At 29.5% G+C, this 18098-nt stretch carries 22 protein-coding genes, 1 other RNA gene and 1 pseudogene; 13 read left to right on the forward strand and 11 right to left on the reverse strand.

The genetic code is table 11. The features are described from left to right. From OQK60_RS05130 to OQK60_RS05140, 3 genes are all read right to left on the reverse strand, one after another. Entirely contained in the window at positions 1–1191 is a 1191-nt protein-coding gene (locus OQK60_RS05130) for a TolC family protein (protein ID WP_297684763.1), read from the reverse strand. A 9-nt stretch (positions 1192–1200) separates the two neighbouring features. Continuing rightward, positions 1201–1521: a hypothetical protein gene (locus OQK60_RS05135; RefSeq protein ID WP_297684765.1), complete on the reverse strand. Its 321-nt coding sequence runs from the start codon at positions 1519–1521 to the stop codon at positions 1201–1203. A 99-nt stretch (positions 1522–1620) separates the two neighbouring features. After that, positions 1621–1950, reverse strand: a complete 330-nt coding sequence (locus tag OQK60_RS05140; RefSeq protein ID WP_297684767.1) for a hypothetical protein — start codon at positions 1948–1950, stop codon at positions 1621–1623. A gap of 426 nt (positions 1951–2376) precedes the next feature. On the opposite strand from OQK60_RS05140, the gene OQK60_RS05145 reads away from it, so the two are divergent. Beyond that, entirely contained in the window at positions 2377–2598 is a 222-nt protein-coding gene (locus OQK60_RS05145) for a hypothetical protein (protein WP_297684769.1), read from the forward strand. Beyond that, positions 2591–2875: a type II toxin-antitoxin system RelE/ParE family toxin gene (locus OQK60_RS05150; protein WP_297684771.1), complete on the forward strand. Its 285-nt coding sequence runs from the start codon at positions 2591–2593 to the stop codon at positions 2873–2875. Before OQK60_RS05145 ends, OQK60_RS05150 begins: the two co-directional genes overlap by 8 nt. Before the next feature lie 7 nt (positions 2876–2882). Here OQK60_RS05150 and OQK60_RS05155 read toward each other — a convergent pair whose 3' ends face one another. Together OQK60_RS05155 and OQK60_RS05160 are read right to left on the reverse strand one after the other, a co-directional pair. Next, positions 2883–3770: a restriction endonuclease gene (locus OQK60_RS05155; RefSeq protein ID WP_297684774.1), complete on the reverse strand. Its 888-nt coding sequence runs from the start codon at positions 3768–3770 to the stop codon at positions 2883–2885. Positions 3771–3774: 4 nt separating this feature from the next. Next, positions 3775–3975: a helix-turn-helix domain-containing protein gene (locus OQK60_RS05160; protein WP_297684776.1), complete on the reverse strand. Its 201-nt coding sequence runs from the start codon at positions 3973–3975 to the stop codon at positions 3775–3777. A gap of 120 nt (positions 3976–4095) precedes the next feature. Between OQK60_RS05160 and OQK60_RS05165 the strand changes: the two genes are divergently transcribed. From OQK60_RS05165 to OQK60_RS05210, 10 genes are all read left to right on the forward strand, one after another. Then, positions 4096–4320 carry a hypothetical protein gene (locus OQK60_RS05165; protein ID WP_297684778.1) on the forward strand — a complete coding sequence of 75 codons (225 nt, stop codon included), beginning with the start codon at positions 4096–4098 and terminating at the stop codon, positions 4318–4320. A 198-nt stretch (positions 4321–4518) separates the two neighbouring features. After that, the gene (locus OQK60_RS05170) at positions 4519–4905 is read left to right on the forward strand and encodes a hypothetical protein (RefSeq protein WP_297684780.1); all 387 of its coding nucleotides are present in this window, start codon (positions 4519–4521) and stop codon (positions 4903–4905) included. A 635-nt stretch (positions 4906–5540) separates the two neighbouring features. Continuing rightward, positions 5541–5897, forward strand: a complete 357-nt coding sequence (locus OQK60_RS05175) for a hypothetical protein (protein ID WP_297684782.1) — start codon at positions 5541–5543, stop codon at positions 5895–5897. A 115-nt stretch (positions 5898–6012) separates the two neighbouring features. Continuing rightward, the gene (locus OQK60_RS05180; RefSeq protein WP_297684784.1) at positions 6013–7887 is read left to right on the forward strand and encodes a hypothetical protein; all 1875 of its coding nucleotides are present in this window, start codon (positions 6013–6015) and stop codon (positions 7885–7887) included. After that, the gene (locus tag OQK60_RS05185; RefSeq protein WP_297684786.1) at positions 7888–8268 is read left to right on the forward strand and encodes a hypothetical protein; all 381 of its coding nucleotides are present in this window, start codon (positions 7888–7890) and stop codon (positions 8266–8268) included. A 1-nt stretch (position 8269) separates the two neighbouring features. After that, positions 8270–9349, forward strand: a complete 1080-nt coding sequence (locus OQK60_RS05190) for a zonular occludens toxin domain-containing protein (RefSeq protein ID WP_297684788.1) — start codon at positions 8270–8272, stop codon at positions 9347–9349. Continuing rightward, on the forward strand, positions 9294–10499 hold the full coding sequence (locus OQK60_RS05195; protein ID WP_297684790.1) for a hypothetical protein: 1206 nt from the start codon (positions 9294–9296) through the stop codon (positions 10497–10499). The genes OQK60_RS05190 and OQK60_RS05195 overlap by 56 nt, the downstream gene beginning before the upstream one ends. A 120-nt stretch (positions 10500–10619) precedes the next feature. Continuing rightward, positions 10620–11975: a replication endonuclease gene (locus OQK60_RS05200; RefSeq protein WP_297684792.1), complete on the forward strand. Its 1356-nt coding sequence runs from the start codon at positions 10620–10622 to the stop codon at positions 11973–11975. 10 nt (positions 11976–11985) lie between these two features. Beyond that, on the forward strand, positions 11986–12192 hold the full coding sequence (locus OQK60_RS05205) for a hypothetical protein (RefSeq protein WP_297684794.1): 207 nt from the start codon (positions 11986–11988) through the stop codon (positions 12190–12192). Between the two features lie 12 nt (positions 12193–12204). Next, positions 12205–13308 carry a site-specific integrase gene (locus OQK60_RS05210; protein ID WP_297684796.1) on the forward strand — a complete coding sequence of 368 codons (1104 nt, stop codon included), beginning with the start codon at positions 12205–12207 and terminating at the stop codon, positions 13306–13308. Between the two features lie 13 nt (positions 13309–13321). Here OQK60_RS05210 and rnpB read toward each other — a convergent pair. Further along, positions 13322–13683: RNase P RNA component class A (gene rnpB / locus OQK60_RS05215), an RNA gene on the reverse strand. Positions 13684–13885: 202 nt separating this feature from the next. On the opposite strand from rnpB, the gene OQK60_RS05220 reads away from it, so the two are divergent. Next, entirely contained in the window at positions 13886–14476 is a 591-nt protein-coding gene (locus OQK60_RS05220) for a TetR/AcrR family transcriptional regulator (RefSeq protein WP_297684798.1), read from the forward strand. 89 nt (positions 14477–14565) lie between these two features. Here OQK60_RS05220 and OQK60_RS05225 read toward each other — a convergent pair whose 3' ends face one another. The 5 genes and pseudogenes from OQK60_RS05225 to OQK60_RS05245 form a co-directional block, all read right to left on the reverse strand. Continuing rightward, positions 14566–15123, reverse strand: coding sequence for a 2-oxoacid:acceptor oxidoreductase family protein (locus tag OQK60_RS05225; RefSeq protein ID WP_297684800.1), 558 nt, complete (start codon positions 15121–15123; stop codon positions 14566–14568). A gap of 9 nt (positions 15124–15132) precedes the next feature. Beyond that, complete coding sequence (locus OQK60_RS05230) at positions 15133–15990, reverse strand: 2-oxoglutarate ferredoxin oxidoreductase subunit beta (protein ID WP_297684802.1); 858 nt, start codon at positions 15988–15990, stop codon at positions 15133–15135. Position 15991: 1 nt separating this feature from the next. Next, positions 15992–17125, reverse strand: a complete 1134-nt coding sequence (locus OQK60_RS05235; RefSeq protein WP_297684804.1) for a 2-oxoglutarate synthase subunit alpha — start codon at positions 17123–17125, stop codon at positions 15992–15994. Between the two features lie 3 nt (positions 17126–17128). Next, complete coding sequence (locus OQK60_RS05240; RefSeq protein ID WP_297684806.1) at positions 17129–17476, reverse strand: 4Fe-4S dicluster domain-containing protein; 348 nt, start codon at positions 17474–17476, stop codon at positions 17129–17131. Between the two features lie 153 nt (positions 17477–17629). After that, positions 17630–18098: pseudogene (locus OQK60_RS05245) on the reverse strand (succinate--CoA ligase subunit alpha); the annotation flags it as partial.

An 18098-nucleotide genomic window follows, 5' to 3' on the forward strand; every position in this document is an offset into this window, starting at 1 on the left:
TTAATCCTTAATTTCTAAAATGCTGTAAAGTTTAAATAGCATTTCATAATAGTTTTTATGGTGTTGAATAAGGTCTTTTTTATACATCCACATCTCACGCTGGCTTAATAAATACTCAATAGCAGAATCTTCGCCCAAGCGGTATCCTCTTTCAATAAGCGGCATTAGTTCGTTCTCATATTTATTTAACATTGATTTTACTGATTCAATATTTTGATAACTTTGCAGCAGTCGTTTTTCAAGAAGTTTCATTTTGGATTCTCTTTCTAATCTTAATCCTTGCTTTTCATACTCTAAAGCACTTTTCTTATGCATAGCCGCTGCTCGTTTTTCTTCATTAATGGGACTAGTGAAATTAAGTGGAATAGATAAACCAACGACAAACCTTTTTGTATCAATCTCATCTTGATAAGCTGCAAAAAGAGTATATGAGTCAAATATGGAATCGTATTGATTAAAATCACTTTGAGCACTTTTAATTTTCTTATTCAGTGATTTTACTTGCAATGAAATTTCATTATTATTTATTACCAGTTTCTCTGTAACAGCATAAGTGTCTTTGCAAGAGAGTACACTTTCTTCAAATATAGGTAAAAGAATCTTTGATTGCAAGTTATTACGAGAAGTTTTTTCCTCATTTTCAATATGTTTATACTCACTGTTAAGGCGATCCAGCTCTATTTGAAGTTGTAAAAGTTCTTTTTTTGATATCTCCCCGTATTTATATGCTTTTTCCTTTTTCGTATATAAAGTTTTAAAAGAAAGATAAGATGCTTTATATTGTTCAATTGCCTGTTTGTCAAGACAATTAAGATGATATAAAAGACGTACATCATTTTCTAGGAGTAAAAAATCATGCTTAAGGTTTAAGATTTCAGCATCGCTTTGGTAGCGAGCCGACTTGGATAAGCTCTCTTTAACACTAGAGTTCATAAATTTTTGCTCAACTCCAATACTATACTCATATCCGAATTTGTCTAAATCTGGTTTAGCATAGCTTCCATCAGTAATCAACTGCAGTGCTTCTCTTGATGATTTTGCTTTATTGTCTGCCTTATATAGAGCTTCATAAGCTTTAATAGATTTAGACACAGGGTGTTCATATCTTAGTTTTTGCAAAATTTCATCTAGGCTTATTGTTGATGCTTTAACAAGCACGCTTGTTATCAAAATAAGTAGTATTAAGCGCATTTGTATTCCTTATTTTAATTTTTTTTCTATTACTGTTGCATCTAAAGCATTTATAATAAGCTTATAATTTTGAGTATTTATTTTGTAAATCAAGTATTTACCGCTGCGCGTTAGTTTTATAGACTCAATATCTTCTTGTGTCAATTTTTTCACTAAATTTTCTGCTTCTTTCTCATCTACTTTATTCAATTGCTGCATTCTTGATTTTTCATGCAGTTGTTTAAACGGTCGTTTATCCGCATTAGTAAAAAACATATAATCTGATATGCTCATTGTTTGGCCTGAAGCAAAAAGTATAAACGGGATTGCTAATATTATTAAAGTTTTCATAGTTACCTTTTTTATAATCTGCGTGATAGTACACATGTGTTTATATGCAGAATTATTTTATTTTTATTTTAGTCTGTATTTATATTGTTGAAAAAAGGTCTATACGATAGGGGGCTTTAGGAAGTTGAAATAATTCCAAGATAGAAATACTTTGCTATTTTTAAAAGAATTTTTTATCTTTTTAGTATTAGAAAGTAAAAGTTTTTTTGTTGGACATAAGTCTACGGTGTGATACTCGTTGTGAATATCATGTATAAATTTATCAGTATGAGTATCAGAAGTTATTACTGTACTTAGATATTCTTGCACAGAATGTTGTATCTGTGAAGAGTGGTGTTTTTTATCTAATAGCGTAAGCGTATAATCATGCGCTATTGAAAAACTTAGAGCAGTTAACAATAGCAGTGACCATAATTTTCTTGAATTCATAAAAAGATTGTAACTTAAGATGATTAACCATAAGCTAATAAGAATCCTAAAGTAGATATATATATTGGTTAACATAATGTAAATTCTATTGAAAATAATTTTGAGTCACACTTCTTAGTAAATCCAATGCTGACATTTTATTCACACTTTATATTTTAATATTAAATAGTATCTATACCTAATAGGCTTGTTGTAGAATCGCTTAGTAACTAAGTTATCCATATAGTAAAGCTTACATGTAAAAATAAATAGGCACAACATAAGCCGAGTTTAGAATTATACCTAAACAAGGGTTTTAATGCAATTTTGTGACTGCTTTACTATGATTATATGCTTTTAACGGTCAATATTTGGTCAAGTTTATTATTTGACAATACATACTAAAAGGTGTATAATTATACACATAAGCTAAAGGAAGTGATTAAAATGAATACTGTAAGATTAAATATAACTCTACCATCTGCTGTTAATGATGATATGAATCATTATGCTAAAGAATTAAATGAGAAGAAAAGTCATATTATTTCTTCTGCTCTTGATATGTATTTTGATTATTTAGATATTAGAGTAGCAGAGAAAAGACTTAACGATAATGAGCCTACTGTTTCAATGGAAGATTTTTTCAAAGAATTAGATTCAGATGTATAAAATTGATTTTAAGCCTAATGTTAAAAAAGATTTTAAAAATATTGATAAATCTGATATAGCTTTTGTTCGTGATTCTTTATATGATTTTGTAAAAAACTTTTCTTCTGATTATGAAAAATCACTTATGCACTCTGGTAAGATAAAAAAGCTTAAAGGACAAAAAGAGGTTCTTTATCGCCTAAAACTTCGTTCTTATCGTGTCATTTATAAAAAGTATGATGATAAACTTCTTATTTTAGTTCTACATGTAACTACCCGTGAGAGTGCTTATAAGTAGTTTTGCCCTATTCTACTGGTATAACTTTATACTCCAATATCTCATTATTTTCTTCAATGTATTTATATGCTCCAGCTGTCAAGCATTCTTTTGAAGTTACATACAATATTTTTTGTTCATAGCTTTTTATTATGTTGAAAAATTCTTTGTTTTTTTGTAAATATTCTCTTATATCTGTTCTTGTTGCTTTTACTTCTTTATGATTTATTTTCCATTTTTCCCAATTTTTACATTGAACAAAATAAATATAATTTTCTTTTTTTATAAGTAAATCTATACTGTTATCTTTTACACCCTTTTCTTTTCCATGTTCCCAAACATAATATCCATTTTTTTTAAAAAAGTTTGCTATGTATTCTTCATAATTATCGCCTTTTTCTTTTTTTTCTTTGTTTGTCATTTTATTTGTTGCTTTTTTTATTGTGTCATACTGGTTTGTAGCCTTATCTTTTGTATCTATATTTTCTTTTATTTTTTTTACTTCATTTAATACTTCTTTATTGTATTTTATTTGAATATCCCACATAATGTATTTTTGTTTAGTTCTTGCATTGTATTTTTCTTCTGCCCCCTGCTCTATCCCTTTTTTAGTTGGTATTGTCCATTTCCCTGATTTTTCTTGCCATTGTAATTTTTCTAAAATAGTATTTAAATTTTTAGAAGAAATGTTAAAGTATATTGCTATATCAGATACGCTTTGACTTGTTGAATTATTATCATTATCCTTTTTATACATATCATTCCAATTTGTATTTATCTTGTTGTTTGCTTTTCTATAGTTATTATATATTTTAGTATTTTTATATGATTTGTCTATATATTTTTTATCCTCATATTTTTTTATTAAATATGCAATTCCTAAACTAATAAAAAGTATTATAAAAAATGTTGTCATTGTTTTACTTCAGCTTAAATTTACCGCTATTAGCTTTCTCTTTAATAGCTTTCAAGTTTTCTAAATGTTTTTCTGTTGCTTCAATACTATCATCTAGTGCAAGACCTTGATTAACTAATCTTACTAATTCTGGTTTCTCTTTTTCCCATGCATTTAGTGTTTGTCTTGATATGTTTATTTTGTCTGCAAGTTCTTGTCTTGTCATTTAATACAACCTTTTTTATACTAATTGTATGATTAACATACATTTTAAGTTTCTTCTAAGTACATATAACATACAATTATAATATTAAATGTATGTTTATTTTACATAAGGAGTGACAAAATGCAAGAAAATCAAAATATTCAAAAATCGGTTTTATTTGATGATTTAATCCCATATATTAAAACATCTTCAAATAATTCTAATGCTGTTCATAAAAAATTTGTCACTTCTACAATCTCTAATAATAGCAAAAAATTACTTAATAGTAAAAAGACACAAATTAACGCTTTTGCTTCGATGTCCAATAAGTCGTTAAAAGATACATACGCAGTAACGGGACTATAAACGGAAAAATATGTAAGTCGTCAATACATGGCAATGAGTTTGAACCATGATAATCAAAGCTAACTCCCCTCTTTCAGTCACTTCTAAGAGGGTTAAAAAAAGAAGTGAATAGTTAGGTTTACAAAGCATATTTTGTATGTTTAATAAACTTAATTAATGACAGTTGGTTAAGTAAAATAATTCACTGAGGAGTGACACATGAATGTAATTAAACACGGGTTTTCAATCAAAACAGAGGTTTTAGAAATTTCTTCTATTAAGCCAGGCGGAACTACAAATTATCAAGGTACAGATTACCCTGCTTCTACTAAGTTTAGAACTTTAAACATGCTTGAAGAGCCTTTTGAAGATTCAATCAGAGAAGTTGAAGAAATAGTTGAATATCAAATTGTTTGTGCTAGTAATCAAGAAGCTGCTGATGTTTCTAATTTACTTCGTAATCTTCGTTCTAAGAAACTACCAGTATTTGTTAATTCAAATATTCCAAAAATGTATCAAGGTTCACAAATTTATGCTGCAAAAAGTATAGATTTAGGTAAGGAGTTTTTAGAGTTAAATCGTACACATGAGAAAAAAGCTAGTTAGTAGTTTTATCACACTATTTTTTCTGAAAAAAAAATAGGGTCAACAACTGAAAGGCGTTAGAACTTCTAAACAGTCTTTGAAAGGAAAATATTTTGTGTTTTAAGAACAATAGGTGTCATTTGAGATTGATTCGTAGACAAATTATCGTTTCAAAATGTCGTCTTTTTTACACAAAATATGGCTTATATTTCTAACATTAATATTAATATCGCATTGAGAAGCGTAATTTTTTCATTGCGGTATTAATCATTACGGGTTAGTACTAGCTTATTTTTTTAAAGGGTTGAGTCATGGATTTAACTGGTTTAGTGTTTAACACGGCTGATGCTGTTGCTGTTGGTGGTTTGGTTTTAGTTGGTACTGCTGTACTTTGGGGTGTTCGTAGAGCTATCGGAATGGCAAGATAGTTTTATGGAATTGCCTAATATCAATTATAGTGTAGTTTCTTCTCTTTTCGGTTTAGCTTTAATTGCTCTTACCGCTTTTTGGAGTATTAACAAAGCTATTATTGTTAGTAAATCTCATTAGCTTATTTTAGCTTTTGAGGTTTATATTACACTATTTTTTTTAAAAAAATAGGGTCAACAACTGATTAAGGCGTTAGAACTTATATTAAATTTTTAAAGGTAAAAAAAATGAAGTACTTAATAATTTTATTATCATCAATATCATTCTTAAATGCTTCTATGCTTCTTGATAAAGATACCCCTACCTGTATAGAAAATTTTTATTATCAAAATGGTCGTATTTATTATCAAAGTAGCGATACTCTTAATTGGTCGTCAACTTCTGAAAATTCTGTAGTTGAACACATTCATCCTAATTATATATATGATTCTGTTAATGATACTTGTTCCCCTAACCTTTCATATATTTTAGGTATGGATATAAAAGATTTTAATTTTTTACTCGGTTTTATTGGTGTTATTTTTGGTGGAATTTTTATGTTTTTTATAGTTCATGCTTTTATCAATGTAGGTGGAAAAAGATGATTTTTATAGAAATTACAGATGTCAATATTATCAATTATTTTGCAAGCATTCTTATAAATCTTTCTGCCGTAATTGCTCCGCTTTTTGGTGCAATAGCACTTACTAGGCATTAATAATGAGATATTTTAAGTGCTTATTATATAGTTTTATATTTAGTTATTCTTCTTTGTATTCTTATACTGTTGAGTCTGTTCGTGCCACTACTGAAAATAGTAGAAGTGACTATTATAATGGCTCTTGTGGTTATGTTAGTTCTGATTATGTTCGTGGAGTTTATGAATCTTATTATCCTGCTGAATTTGTTGCGACTGCTTCTTATACATCTGTTGCTACTACATACACAAATTATACTTTAGTTCAGTCTTTACTAGCTAATCCTGATTTTGTTTTTGTTTCAGGCTCTGCAATAACAAACAATACTTATACTCATTGTCAAACTAATGGAGCAGAAAGTCCTACGGGCTCATTATATGCTAAAGGTAATTATGATTATAAAATTATTACTAATTGGCAGTTTGTCGGAACTTGTTCCCCTGATACTGTTTATGATGATGAGTTAGGTGTTTGTGCATATCCCCCTATTATGTCTGATGATGATTTTGACGATGACGGTACTCTTAACAAATGTGATAAGGATTTTGCTCTTTCTCATCCTGATTTATATGATAGTTATGATTGTGATGGCGATGGTATTCCTAATGATAGTGATTTAGATTATGACGGCGATGGCGTTCCTGATTCTACACAGACATCAAGTCCTTATTGTGGTGGTGCTAATACTTCTGCTTCCCCTACTTTTTATGGAAATATTTTTGAAGTCTCAACTTATAGAGCTATTGGGCTTTCTAATCCTGATGATTGTTCATACTATGGAACTTCTGGCGGTGGATGGGATAGTACCTTTTCTTATCCTGATTTAAATCCTAATTGTTCTGATAGTGTTTGGTGCTATGCTCATGAAAAAGATTCAATTGATGAATGCAAAGAGACTGCTTCTTCTAATCAGCCAATAGGTTTTATATATAAAGAATCAATTACCGATGCTTCTTTGTGTAGTTCTATGGTTGATGGCATTACTTATTCATCAGATTATTTTTATACTGGTAATTTAACTATTTGTCCCGACGCTAAATATTGTTATTTACAGCCTGTCGCTCCTGTTGATGAAGATACTAATTCAGAAGACACAGATACTTCAATGGAAGTTTTAGATTTAAACTCTACTACTAGCGAATTATCCCCTTTGCTTCAAGCTTCAAATACTACTAATAAACATTTAGATGATTTAAAAGATAAAACTGATATCACTAATGACAAATTAGATGATTTAAAAGAACTTGCCAATCAATCTTTAACAAGTAGTAAAGATATAAAAAATACTTTAGATGATATAAAATCAAATTCTGATAAATCTATTTCTAATCAGCTTGAAAATATATCTAAATTATCAAATATTAATAATTCATTATCTGATACTAATTCTAGATTAAATTCTTTAAATCAAATAGGTTTAGATTCTAATAATCAATTAAAAAATATTTTAGAAGCTATTGAAAATAAAGATATAAATAATAGTGGCTCTGAAATCGATTTAAATGCTACAAATTCTTTGCTTTCTAATATATCTGATAAATCTAATTTTATAAGTAATGCTTTAAACGGTAAAGATTCTGGCGGTCTAGATATTGATGTTTCAGATTTGACTAGCAATTTTGATACTGGGACTTCTTTATTTTCTGATATTCAAGAATCTTTTATCAATGTAGGTTCTTCTTATGATAGTCTTTTCAATAATTTAAATACTGGTTTTAATTATTCTGTTTCTGGTGGCTCTGGTGCTGTTATTTCTACTACTGCATTAGGAAAAGATATTGAAGTCGATTTCTGTTCTTTTCTTCCAACTCTTGCACCCGTTTTTTATTATTTTATGTATATATCTTTAATGATTGTTTCATTGAGATTATTTTATGAGGGTTTCAAGGTTGTTTAAATGGGTAAAATAATATCATATATAATAGCTTGGATTTCTAAAAAAGCTCTTTGGGGTGTCATTTATTATTCTTTAGCGACTGTTTATTTTTTGAGTATGGTCGCAATGATTACCGCTTTTTTTGTTGCTTTAGATTTTTTTATTCAAGAAATTAGAGTTTTGATTTCTATGATGTCGTCTTATGATGGTGGTAGTGATTTAGTAGCTAAAGTTTACGGTGTTTTAAATTGCGTTGGTATCACTCAAGCTATTAACGATGTTTCGCCTCTTTTTAGTTCTGCTCTTGTTTTTTTAGTTGCTCGTGTTCTTATTCAACAAGTAAACCGCTTTTATAAAAATATTTTTGGCATTGTAAGTTCAATTATGAAAACTGGTGTTTGATATGCTTATTTTTTTAACTGGCGTACCTGGTAGCGGAAAAAGTTATTTTGCTGTTAATAAGATATTTAATAATTTTTCTGATTCTGAAAATGCTAAACCTGATTTAAATAAAAATTATAAAAATTGTTATACTAATATTAATGAATTTAAATTCGATAAATTTCAAGATGTTTATAAACTTGATTTTGATGATTTAAAAGATAAATTGACTCAATTATATGCACTTTATAAAGATAAAGTTTCTGATTCTGAATTAATTAAAAAGTGTGATGAGTTTGAAATTAGTAACACTTTATTTGTTATAGATGAGGCTCATAATTATTTTGATATAAATGATAAAGTTTTGATATGGTGGTTATCATATCATAGGCATTTGTTTCAAGATGTTTTCCTTATCACTCAAAATCTTGCTTTGATTTTTTCTAAATATAAATCATTTGCTGAATATTTTTATAATGCTAAACCTACAACAGTAGTATTCAATAGAAATTATTTGGTTTATGATTCTTTTATAAGTTCTCGCCTTTCTATTAAGTCTCATTCTGGTCGTATTAAAGTTAAAAAAAATAAAGAAGTTTTTGATTTATATCATAGTGGTGATTCTGTTAAATCTGATAATGTTATTTTAAAATATATTGGTTATGCGGTTTCTTTTTTTGTTTTGGGTGCTATTTTATTTTTTATTATTATCAATAATTTTGGTAATAAAGAAGATGATAATTTACCTAAACAATCTCATATTGATAATAAACATATAAATAATAATATTTCAAATGAATCTAGTTTTAATGATACTGAAAATTTTAATTATGATGAAGATAATATTTTTTTTATTTTAAATTGTACTAATAAAATTTGCATTAACAATGATATTTCTATCCCTCCTGAATTGGTAACTTATTTTATAAATTCTTCTGATTTTAAAATTTTATATACTGAAAAAATAACTAATAATTATTATAGATTTTATATTGACACTAAAAGTTCTTTTTATGATTATTTAAATATTAACAAAGGGGTTAACAATGAGAAATCTAGTTCAAATCTTAATACTGCTAAATTGCTTAGTATCGGCAAATGATAAAAATATATCTTTACTTGATTTTGCCAGTCAATTATCTTTAAAAAATAATATAAATATTTATATTGATGAAGATATAAAAAGTAAAAATATTTCTTTGTATGTTCCTGAAAAAATATCTAATAATGATTTATTTTCTGTTTTTAAAAGCTCTATTGATAAATTAGATTTTATGTTAATAAAAAAAGGTTCAATTTATTATTTATCTAAAAAAGTTGAAGCACCTATTAATCAGTATCTTTATAAATTAAAATATAATTCTTTTAAAGACTGTGATAAAATTTTAAAAAGTTTTAATTTTCCATATTTTTATCTTTCTGATTCTAATACTTTTATAATCACTTCTACAAAAAAACAATATGAACTTATCAAACAATATTTAAGAACTGTTGACATAAAACAAAGTCAAGTTATTTTAAAAATTATGATATTTGAGTTTAATAATAATGACTTAAAAGAAAGAGGTTTTAAATATTCATCTATTTATAAAGATGAGCTAGGCGTTACAGAAATAGCTTTTAATTCTATTGTTGCTCCTTTAAATACATCTTCTTTAACTTTATCTAATACAGAGTATTATGGTGCTTTGAAATTACTTAATGAACATAATTTGTTAAATGTTAAACAATTCCCTTATATATTGGCCCGAAATAATGATGATTTTAAATTTGAAGCTGTTGAGAATGTTCCTTATTTAGTTACAACTGTAAAAACAGAAGCAACTAATACAAGTGAACAAACTAATATTGAATATCGTGATGTTGGTCTTAAAATCAATGGAAAAAGTCTTATATATCATGATTATATAACTTTAAATTTAGATTTAGTTATTGAAGATTTTATGCAAACAACATTAGAAACAAATACACCAAAAACATACAAGAGATATTTAAAATCAAATACTAATATTGATTATAATAATGTTCTTCTTCTCTCTGGAATTAAAAGAACTAAGCATGAAGTTACTGATTATAACATCCCTTTTCTTTCTAATATTCCATATTTAGGCGAAATATTTAAATATAAATCAAATAATGAATCAGAGTTAAATATTACTATTGCTATTGAAGTTATAAAAAGTAATGACTTTAATAATTCATCATTTATAGATGATTTTTCTAATCTTATTGAAAAGGATAATACTAAATAAAGTAGCCTCTCCGACTTCTTTGCACTTTTTGAGCTTGCGAAAAAATGCAAAAAGAGAGAGGCTCTTGTCTATTTAACAAAAGTTTACCGACATCTTAAAAAAAACAATTAGGAGTGACAAATGTTTGGATTAAATAAGAACGATTTAAAAATGATACAGAATAAACTTGATAATCAAAGTAGCTATTTAGATAATAATTATTTTACTACTTCATCAGGTCAAATTAAAACGCTTAAAGATGTTAGCTATAGTGCTAATCATTCAGTTAGATATTATGCACAACTTAATAATAAAATTGACACTATGACTAAAACTGCTCTAAGTCAAGGTTTACATAGTTGTTTTCTTACTATGACACTTGATGGTTATTTTAGAGATTTATTACATGGAGATTATACTAGATTTGATAATCTTTCAAATGAAGATAAATTTATAGCTTTGCAAGGTGTTCCATCAAGTGAAGCTCTTGGAGAGGTGCGTCAAAAGATAGAATCTAGAATGAAGCTTGATATAAAAGATTTATATAATATACTTAATCATCAAACTAAAAGATATTTAAAAAGTTATGCTTTCAAAAAATTAAAAAAAGCAAATCAAAATTATATGTATATCAGAACTGTTGAGCCTCATAAGGACGGTGTGCCTCATTTTCATATGATGTTATATATTCCATTTGAACATATTGAACAGTTTAAAAAAGACTTTATTAAATCTTACCCTGCTCCACAAAACAGACGCATAAGAGATAGTAAAAAATATATTCAAGATTTTAAAATTGATAATCAAGAATTGGAATCTTTTCAAACAAAAATTGAAGATACCACAGCTTATGTTATGAAATATGTTTTAAAATCTTTTATGGATGTTAAAAATCAAAAAGAGATTGATTATATTCAAGCATGGTACATTAAGCATAGAATTATGCGTTGTGTTACTTCAAGGTCTTTAGTTCCTCAATGGGTTTATCAGTTGGCTTATGCTTTTGAAAGTGATTGGTATCATTTAACTGACTTGATGAATGATAAAAATAATTATGTTGAGTGGAGCAAAGAAGATAATTATTTTTATTTTATTGATAATCATACTAAAAGAGAATTGATTTATCAGTATGGTAAATTTCAAGTAGTTTATGAAGATAGGGTTATAAAAGAGATTGGTCAAGTTAGAGAGAAAAAATTTAGCATTGAAGTATATGACAAAACTCCCACAAAGTGGATTAAAAAAGAGATTCCTGTACCTATTTATCAAGATGATAAATTAATAGGATATTTTACTAAACAAAATGGTTTTAAATCAGAAATTATTCAACCTTATCAGATGAATCATTTAGATTTATATAATTATTTTCATAATATGGATATTGAAACTGTTAATCTTTCTCGTTATATGGTAACTAGAAATTTAATGATTGATAGATGTCTTTTACAAGCTGATAAGCTCCCTATTGATATTCATAAAACTTTAGAAGTGTTTTAAAAGATTAATCATGCAGCTACAAACTATCCAAAAATTATCTGAAAATGTTGGAATTGATACATCATATATTAGAAAAATGATTAAAGATAAGGTTTTAACTCCTTATAAAATGGATGGTTATAAAAGAATATACATTGATTTGGATGAATTTAATTCAAATATAAAGCCTGTATTTGATATCGATTCAAAAATAGATTTAGAAAAATATTTAATATAAAAGGTTATTATTATGCTTCATAGTAAAGTTGTCACTACTAAAAGAGGTAAAAAAGGAATGACAACACATTATATTATTGGCTCTATGATTTGGCTAAATTATTATGTTGATGGTGTTCGTATTCGTAAATCTACAAAATTAAAAAATACACCACAAAATATTAAAATAGTTATAGAAAAAATCATACCTGCCCTTGATACAAAAATAGCAACTGGCGAAATATATAAAAAGAAGCCTAAAACATTTGAATATTATGGCAATATATTTCTAAAACAAAAGGATAGCAATAAAAGTTATCATTTAAAACAAGGTTATTACAAAAAAGTTATTGAACACTTCAAAGGTCAAAATGTAGATACTATTACTAGATTAGATATAAAAGAATTTTTAAATTCATTTAATATCACTTCAAAATCTAAAGGTGTCTATAAAACGACATGTAAAGAGATTTTTGAATTAGCTGTTGATGATGGTGTAATAAGTTTTAACCCTGCTCTTGATATAAAATTAAAAGCAGATGTTAGAAAAGATGTAGAATATTATACTAAATGTGAAGTAAATCAGCTGTTATCTTCTTCAACTGGAATTATGAGAGCTTATCTATTTATAGCTTTTAATACTGGTATGAGAGTTGGCGAGATATTGGGATTGCAATTATCTGATTTTAAAGATGATGGATATATACATATTAAGAGAACTAGAACTAAAGGCATTATAGGAAGTGGTAAAACTAACAATGCTATAAGGAAAGTTCCTTATCCTAGATTTATTCTTGATGAAGTTAGAAATATTTTAACTAATCATGTATTCATATTTAATAATATTAATGACGCTTCCCTGCTTCGTAGTCAATGGTCTAAAGTCCTTGCTGATAGTGGAGTACCTAAATATAAGCTATCTTCAACTCGTCACACATTTGCTACATTGATGTTAAAAGAAAATATAGTTAGTATTAATGAGCTATCAGGTCTTTTAGGACATAGTACGCCTAAAGTCACTTTAGAGCATTATGCTAGTGTTATTAAGTCTGATAATATTCATTTAGGTGTTAATTTTTCTTTATTTGGTCAAGATTCGGTCAAGATTGATGATGAGGATAGCTATAAGAGCCTATAAATAGGGCTTAAACGAAATAGGTACAACTATAAGCCGAGTTTTGTTTTGATAGTATTAATCTACCACACCATTTACATAGTGTTTCTAGCGAAACAGTAGCTAAAAGCAAATATACGGCTAAATACCATATATTTACCCCTAAGACGCTGACCACCTGTTTCTTGCTGCCATGTTGGGTTTACAAGCTCTCTATGTTGCCATAAAGACTGGTGGTCTCTTACACCACCTTTTCACCTTTACTACCATAAATGATAGAAGTCTAATCTCTGTTGCACTTTCCCTCGCATTGCTACGGCCATTAGTTAAATGGAACACTGTCTTAGAGCAGCTCGGACTTTCCTCTTGATCGAATCAAGTGACTATCTGTTGTACCTTTGAAATACTACTATTTTTTTCTTTAATTTAAGCTCTAAAACATCAAGTGAACGATTGTTCTTTTATTCTTATTACAATATGAACAAGTGTTCTTTTATTCTAAGCTTAGATTAACAACTGTTCATATATAATACTTTTTAAGTTAACAAATGTTCATATTGGATAAACCCCTATTTTATGGACACCAAAAGGAATGCATTAAATGATAAATACAAAAGAAAAAATACTAAAAGTGTCATCTACCCTATTTTCAGAGCTTGGATATAAAGGTACAAGTGTGCGAAAAATAGCTTCTGCAGTAGGTATAAGAGAGAGTGCGTTGTATAATCACTTTAAAAATAAAGAAGAAATATTTCTTAGTGTTGCAAAAGAAATATTTACTTCGCCCTTCTCTGTAGATAATGAGGATATTAAAGAGTCTGCACTTAAAGGAAAAGCTTTTTTGCAGAAGTTTGCTATGCAGTATAAGTTGCTTACATTTGATAAGAACAACGAGAACATGTTTAGGTTGTTAATGATAGAGCTATTTGCAAACAAAGAGCTCAGAGAGCAGTTTATGGATGAGTTTCACACGCAAAATATAAAAATGCTTTCTGAAGCTTTTTTTATAATGATGCAAAACAATCTTATTCGCTCATCAGATCCAATGATGGTCGCATATGAGTTTCTATCCACCCTATTCTATATTAGACTACAGATAACACTTATGAGGTTTGATAATAGTTCTACAACTGGCATGTCAACTCAGTTTGAGAAACATGTAGAGTTCTTTTGGGAGAGTATAAGAGTTTAATATTCTTTAGTATGATATAAATATTAATTAATATTAAGCAAAGATTTAAAAAAAAGACAACCCATTACAGGTTGTCCTCTTTAACGATACTATTTAGCCATAGCTTCTTTAGCATATTTTTCACCAAGCTCATAAGCTTTTTTATTTACATCATGAACTTTAGCCGGTACTTTAGAAAGCATTGTTTCTACTAGTACATCTTTATCAATAGCATTCATCATAGTATTTGCAATAGCGAGTGCAACAACTGATTGAGTAATTACATTCCCTACTTCTTCTTTTGCAATAGTAATAATTGGAATCTCATGGATTTTCCAAGTTTTTCTATCTTCATCAGTTGGATGAACAAGGTTTGGATCAACAACGATAATCCCACCAGGTTGAACACCACCTTTGAAAGAGTTGTAACTCACATTAGCAACAGAAAGCATAAAACCGATTTCACCATCATTCGCATATGGGTAATAAATCTCTTGATCATCCAATTGAATATCAACAACGGTCGGTCCACCACGAACTTGTGATGTGTATGTTGCAGTTTTTAGACCTTCGCCGCCAGTTTTGATTTTTGCAGCTGCAAAAATCTCACCAGCAAGAAGAACACCTTGTCCACCAACACCTGTAAATCTCATTAATGTTTTACTCACAGTGTCTCCTTATATTTTTTTAGCAAAGTCATCTTGAGAAATTGGTTTTCTCAGACCTTGTTGAGCTTTTTGAATCTCCGCATACATGTCACAATACTCATCAGCTTCTGTGTCTTGTTTTAATATACCAGTTGGAAGTAAGTTTAATTGCTCTTCTGGCGTCATAGCATCATATTTCTTTTTAGAAACAGTAATGCTATCAATCCACTCAAGGTTTTCCATAGCAGAAACCATTTTATTTTTTCTACCAAGGTTAATATGACAGTTAGAAAGTACTTCAGCCATAGAGAAACCTTTGTGCTCCATTGCTTTGATAAGCATTTTTTCTAATTTTTTAGGGTCTAGCATGCTTTCACGAGCAACAAATGAAGCCCCAGCAGCGATTGCTAAGTCACAAGTATCAAAAGTTGGGTCAATATTACCAGCTTTTTGAGTTACAGTCCACATACCTTTTGGTGTAGTAGGTGAAGTTTGTGAGTTAGTTAAACCATAGATGAAGTTATTGATAACAATCATAGTCATATCAATATTTCTTCTACAGCCATGAATAGTGTGGTTACCACCAATAGCAAGTGCATCACCGTCTCCGGCAACACACACAACTAGTTTGTCCGGTCTTGCTAACTTAACACCAGTTGCATAAGCAACAGTACGACCGTGAGTTGTATGAATTGTGTTGAAATCAACATAAGAAGAAAATCTTCCCGAACAACCGATTCCAGAAATTACACATACATCATTTTGAGATATACCCATTTTTTCAATTGCTCTAACGAATGCTTTAAGGATAACACCGTCACCACAACCCCAACACCAAAGTGTTGGCATCTTCTCAAGTCTTAAATATTTATCGTAATTAAATGCCATCTTATAACTCCTTTACTTTGTTTACAATCTCATATGGAGATATTGGGCGGCCATTTACTTTAAATAGACCTTCAATATCAAGTCTAGCCGCTGCTCTTTGAATCTCGCTGTGATATTGACCAATGTTAAGCTCTACAACTAAAACCTTTTCAATCTTGTCAGTATGCTCTTTGATTTTTTCAGCTGGAGAAGGCCAGATAGTAATTGGTCTAAATAGACCAGCTTTAATACCCTCTTTTCTTAAGTGTCTAATTGACTCTTTAGCTGCCAATGAAACAGAACCGTAAGCAACGATCATGATTTCAGCATCATCCATCATAAATTCTTCATAAGACTCAACTTCATCTTTATGAACTTCAACTTTATCTTCTAGTCTTTGGATTAGTTTTCTACAAGTTTCAATTTCCTCAGTTGGGAAACCATTTTTGTCATGGTGAAGACCTGTAAAGTGATATCTGTAACCTTCAAACATCGGGTTAAGAACCGCAGGCTCTGTAGGTCCGCAATCATATGGAAAATAATCTTCAGGAGCTCCATCAAATCTTTTTCTAGGAACAATTCCAGCTTCTACTTCTTCAACAGATGGAAGTTCAGCTTTACCGTGCATGTGACCGATAGTTTCATCAAGTAAAACAATAACCGGTTGCATAAATCTATCTGCAATGTTGAATGCTCTTACAACTTCAGTGTAACATTCTGCTAATGAACCTGCACATAAAGTGATTGATTTATAATCACCGTGTGATGGGTTTTTAGACTGAAGGATATCACCTTGAGATACACGAGTAGGAAGACCAGTTGATGGACCACCACGCATAACATTAACACAAACTAAAGGTACTTCAGCCATTTGAGCAAGACCTAAGTTTTCTGCTTTAAGACTCATACCAGGACCTGAAGTTGCAGTTAATGCTCTGTCTCCAGCCATAGCAGCACCGATTACACAGCAAATACCGCCTATTTCATCTTCCATTTGAATTGCTACACCGCCCTTTTTAGGTAAAAGGTCAGAGATAACATGCATTACCTCGCTTGATGGTGTTAGTGGATAACCACCAAAAAATTTACAACCAGCATCAACCGCCGCTATTGCAGCTAGTTCATTACCGGTAGATATTACTTCTCTAGTTGCCATTCTTTAGCTCCTTTTTTGATCAAGAGACATGTAGTTGTTAGCAATAATAGCTGCTTGTCTCTCTTTAGCTTCGTCAGTAAGTTTAGCAAACGCAAAACCAGCTGCTTTATACTCTTTAGGATCTGCTACATAAATAGCAAAATCTGGACATGTGAGTTCACACTCGTTGCACCCTATACACGCTTCAGGATTATCAACAGAAATCATTGCACCAAGAGTTGATGTAGATTCATATTTCATTCCAAGAACACCTGACGGACATACTGAAACACATATATCACATGCTTTACAGTTATCTGTATTTACCCATACCGGTTGATCACCTGGGTTTACCATTGGACTAGCTGCCATATTTTCTCCTATTATTAAGATACAAATTTAATTTGTATACTACTATTTGTTTACAAAGAGTAGCTAAGTTTTGATAATTTTACTATAAATTGTGCTCTTAGCGCCACATAATGCAACTTTATGTTACATTACGAGGCTCGCACAAATATAAAATTAATTATTTAAAGCCTTAGTTACTGCTTTGCCAATTTCAGCTGGACTTACAACAACTGTAACACCAGCAGCTTCAAGAGCAGCCATTTTCTCAGCTGCAGTTCCCGCTGAACCAGATACAATTGCACCGGCATGACCCATTGTTTTACCTTTAGGTGCAGTTTGACCTGCAATAAAAGCAACAACAGGTTTAGTAATTTGTTCTTTGATTAGCTTAGCTGCTTGTATCTCAAGATCTCCACCAATCTCACCAATCATAACAATACATTCCGTCTCTGGATCAGCTTCAAACATTGGTAAAAGTTGGTTATATGAAAGACCAATAATTGGGTCTCCACCAATACCTACCGCAGTAGTGATACCATAACCTTCTTGAACAACCTGATTTGTACCTTCATAAGTCAATGTTCCACTTTTTGAGATAAGACCAACATTACCTTTTTTGAAAATCATACCAGGCATAATTCCA

The organism is Sulfurimonas sp. (assembly GCF_026196735.1).
Taxonomy (GTDB): Bacteria; Campylobacterota; Campylobacteria; order Campylobacterales; family Sulfurimonadaceae; genus Sulfurimonas.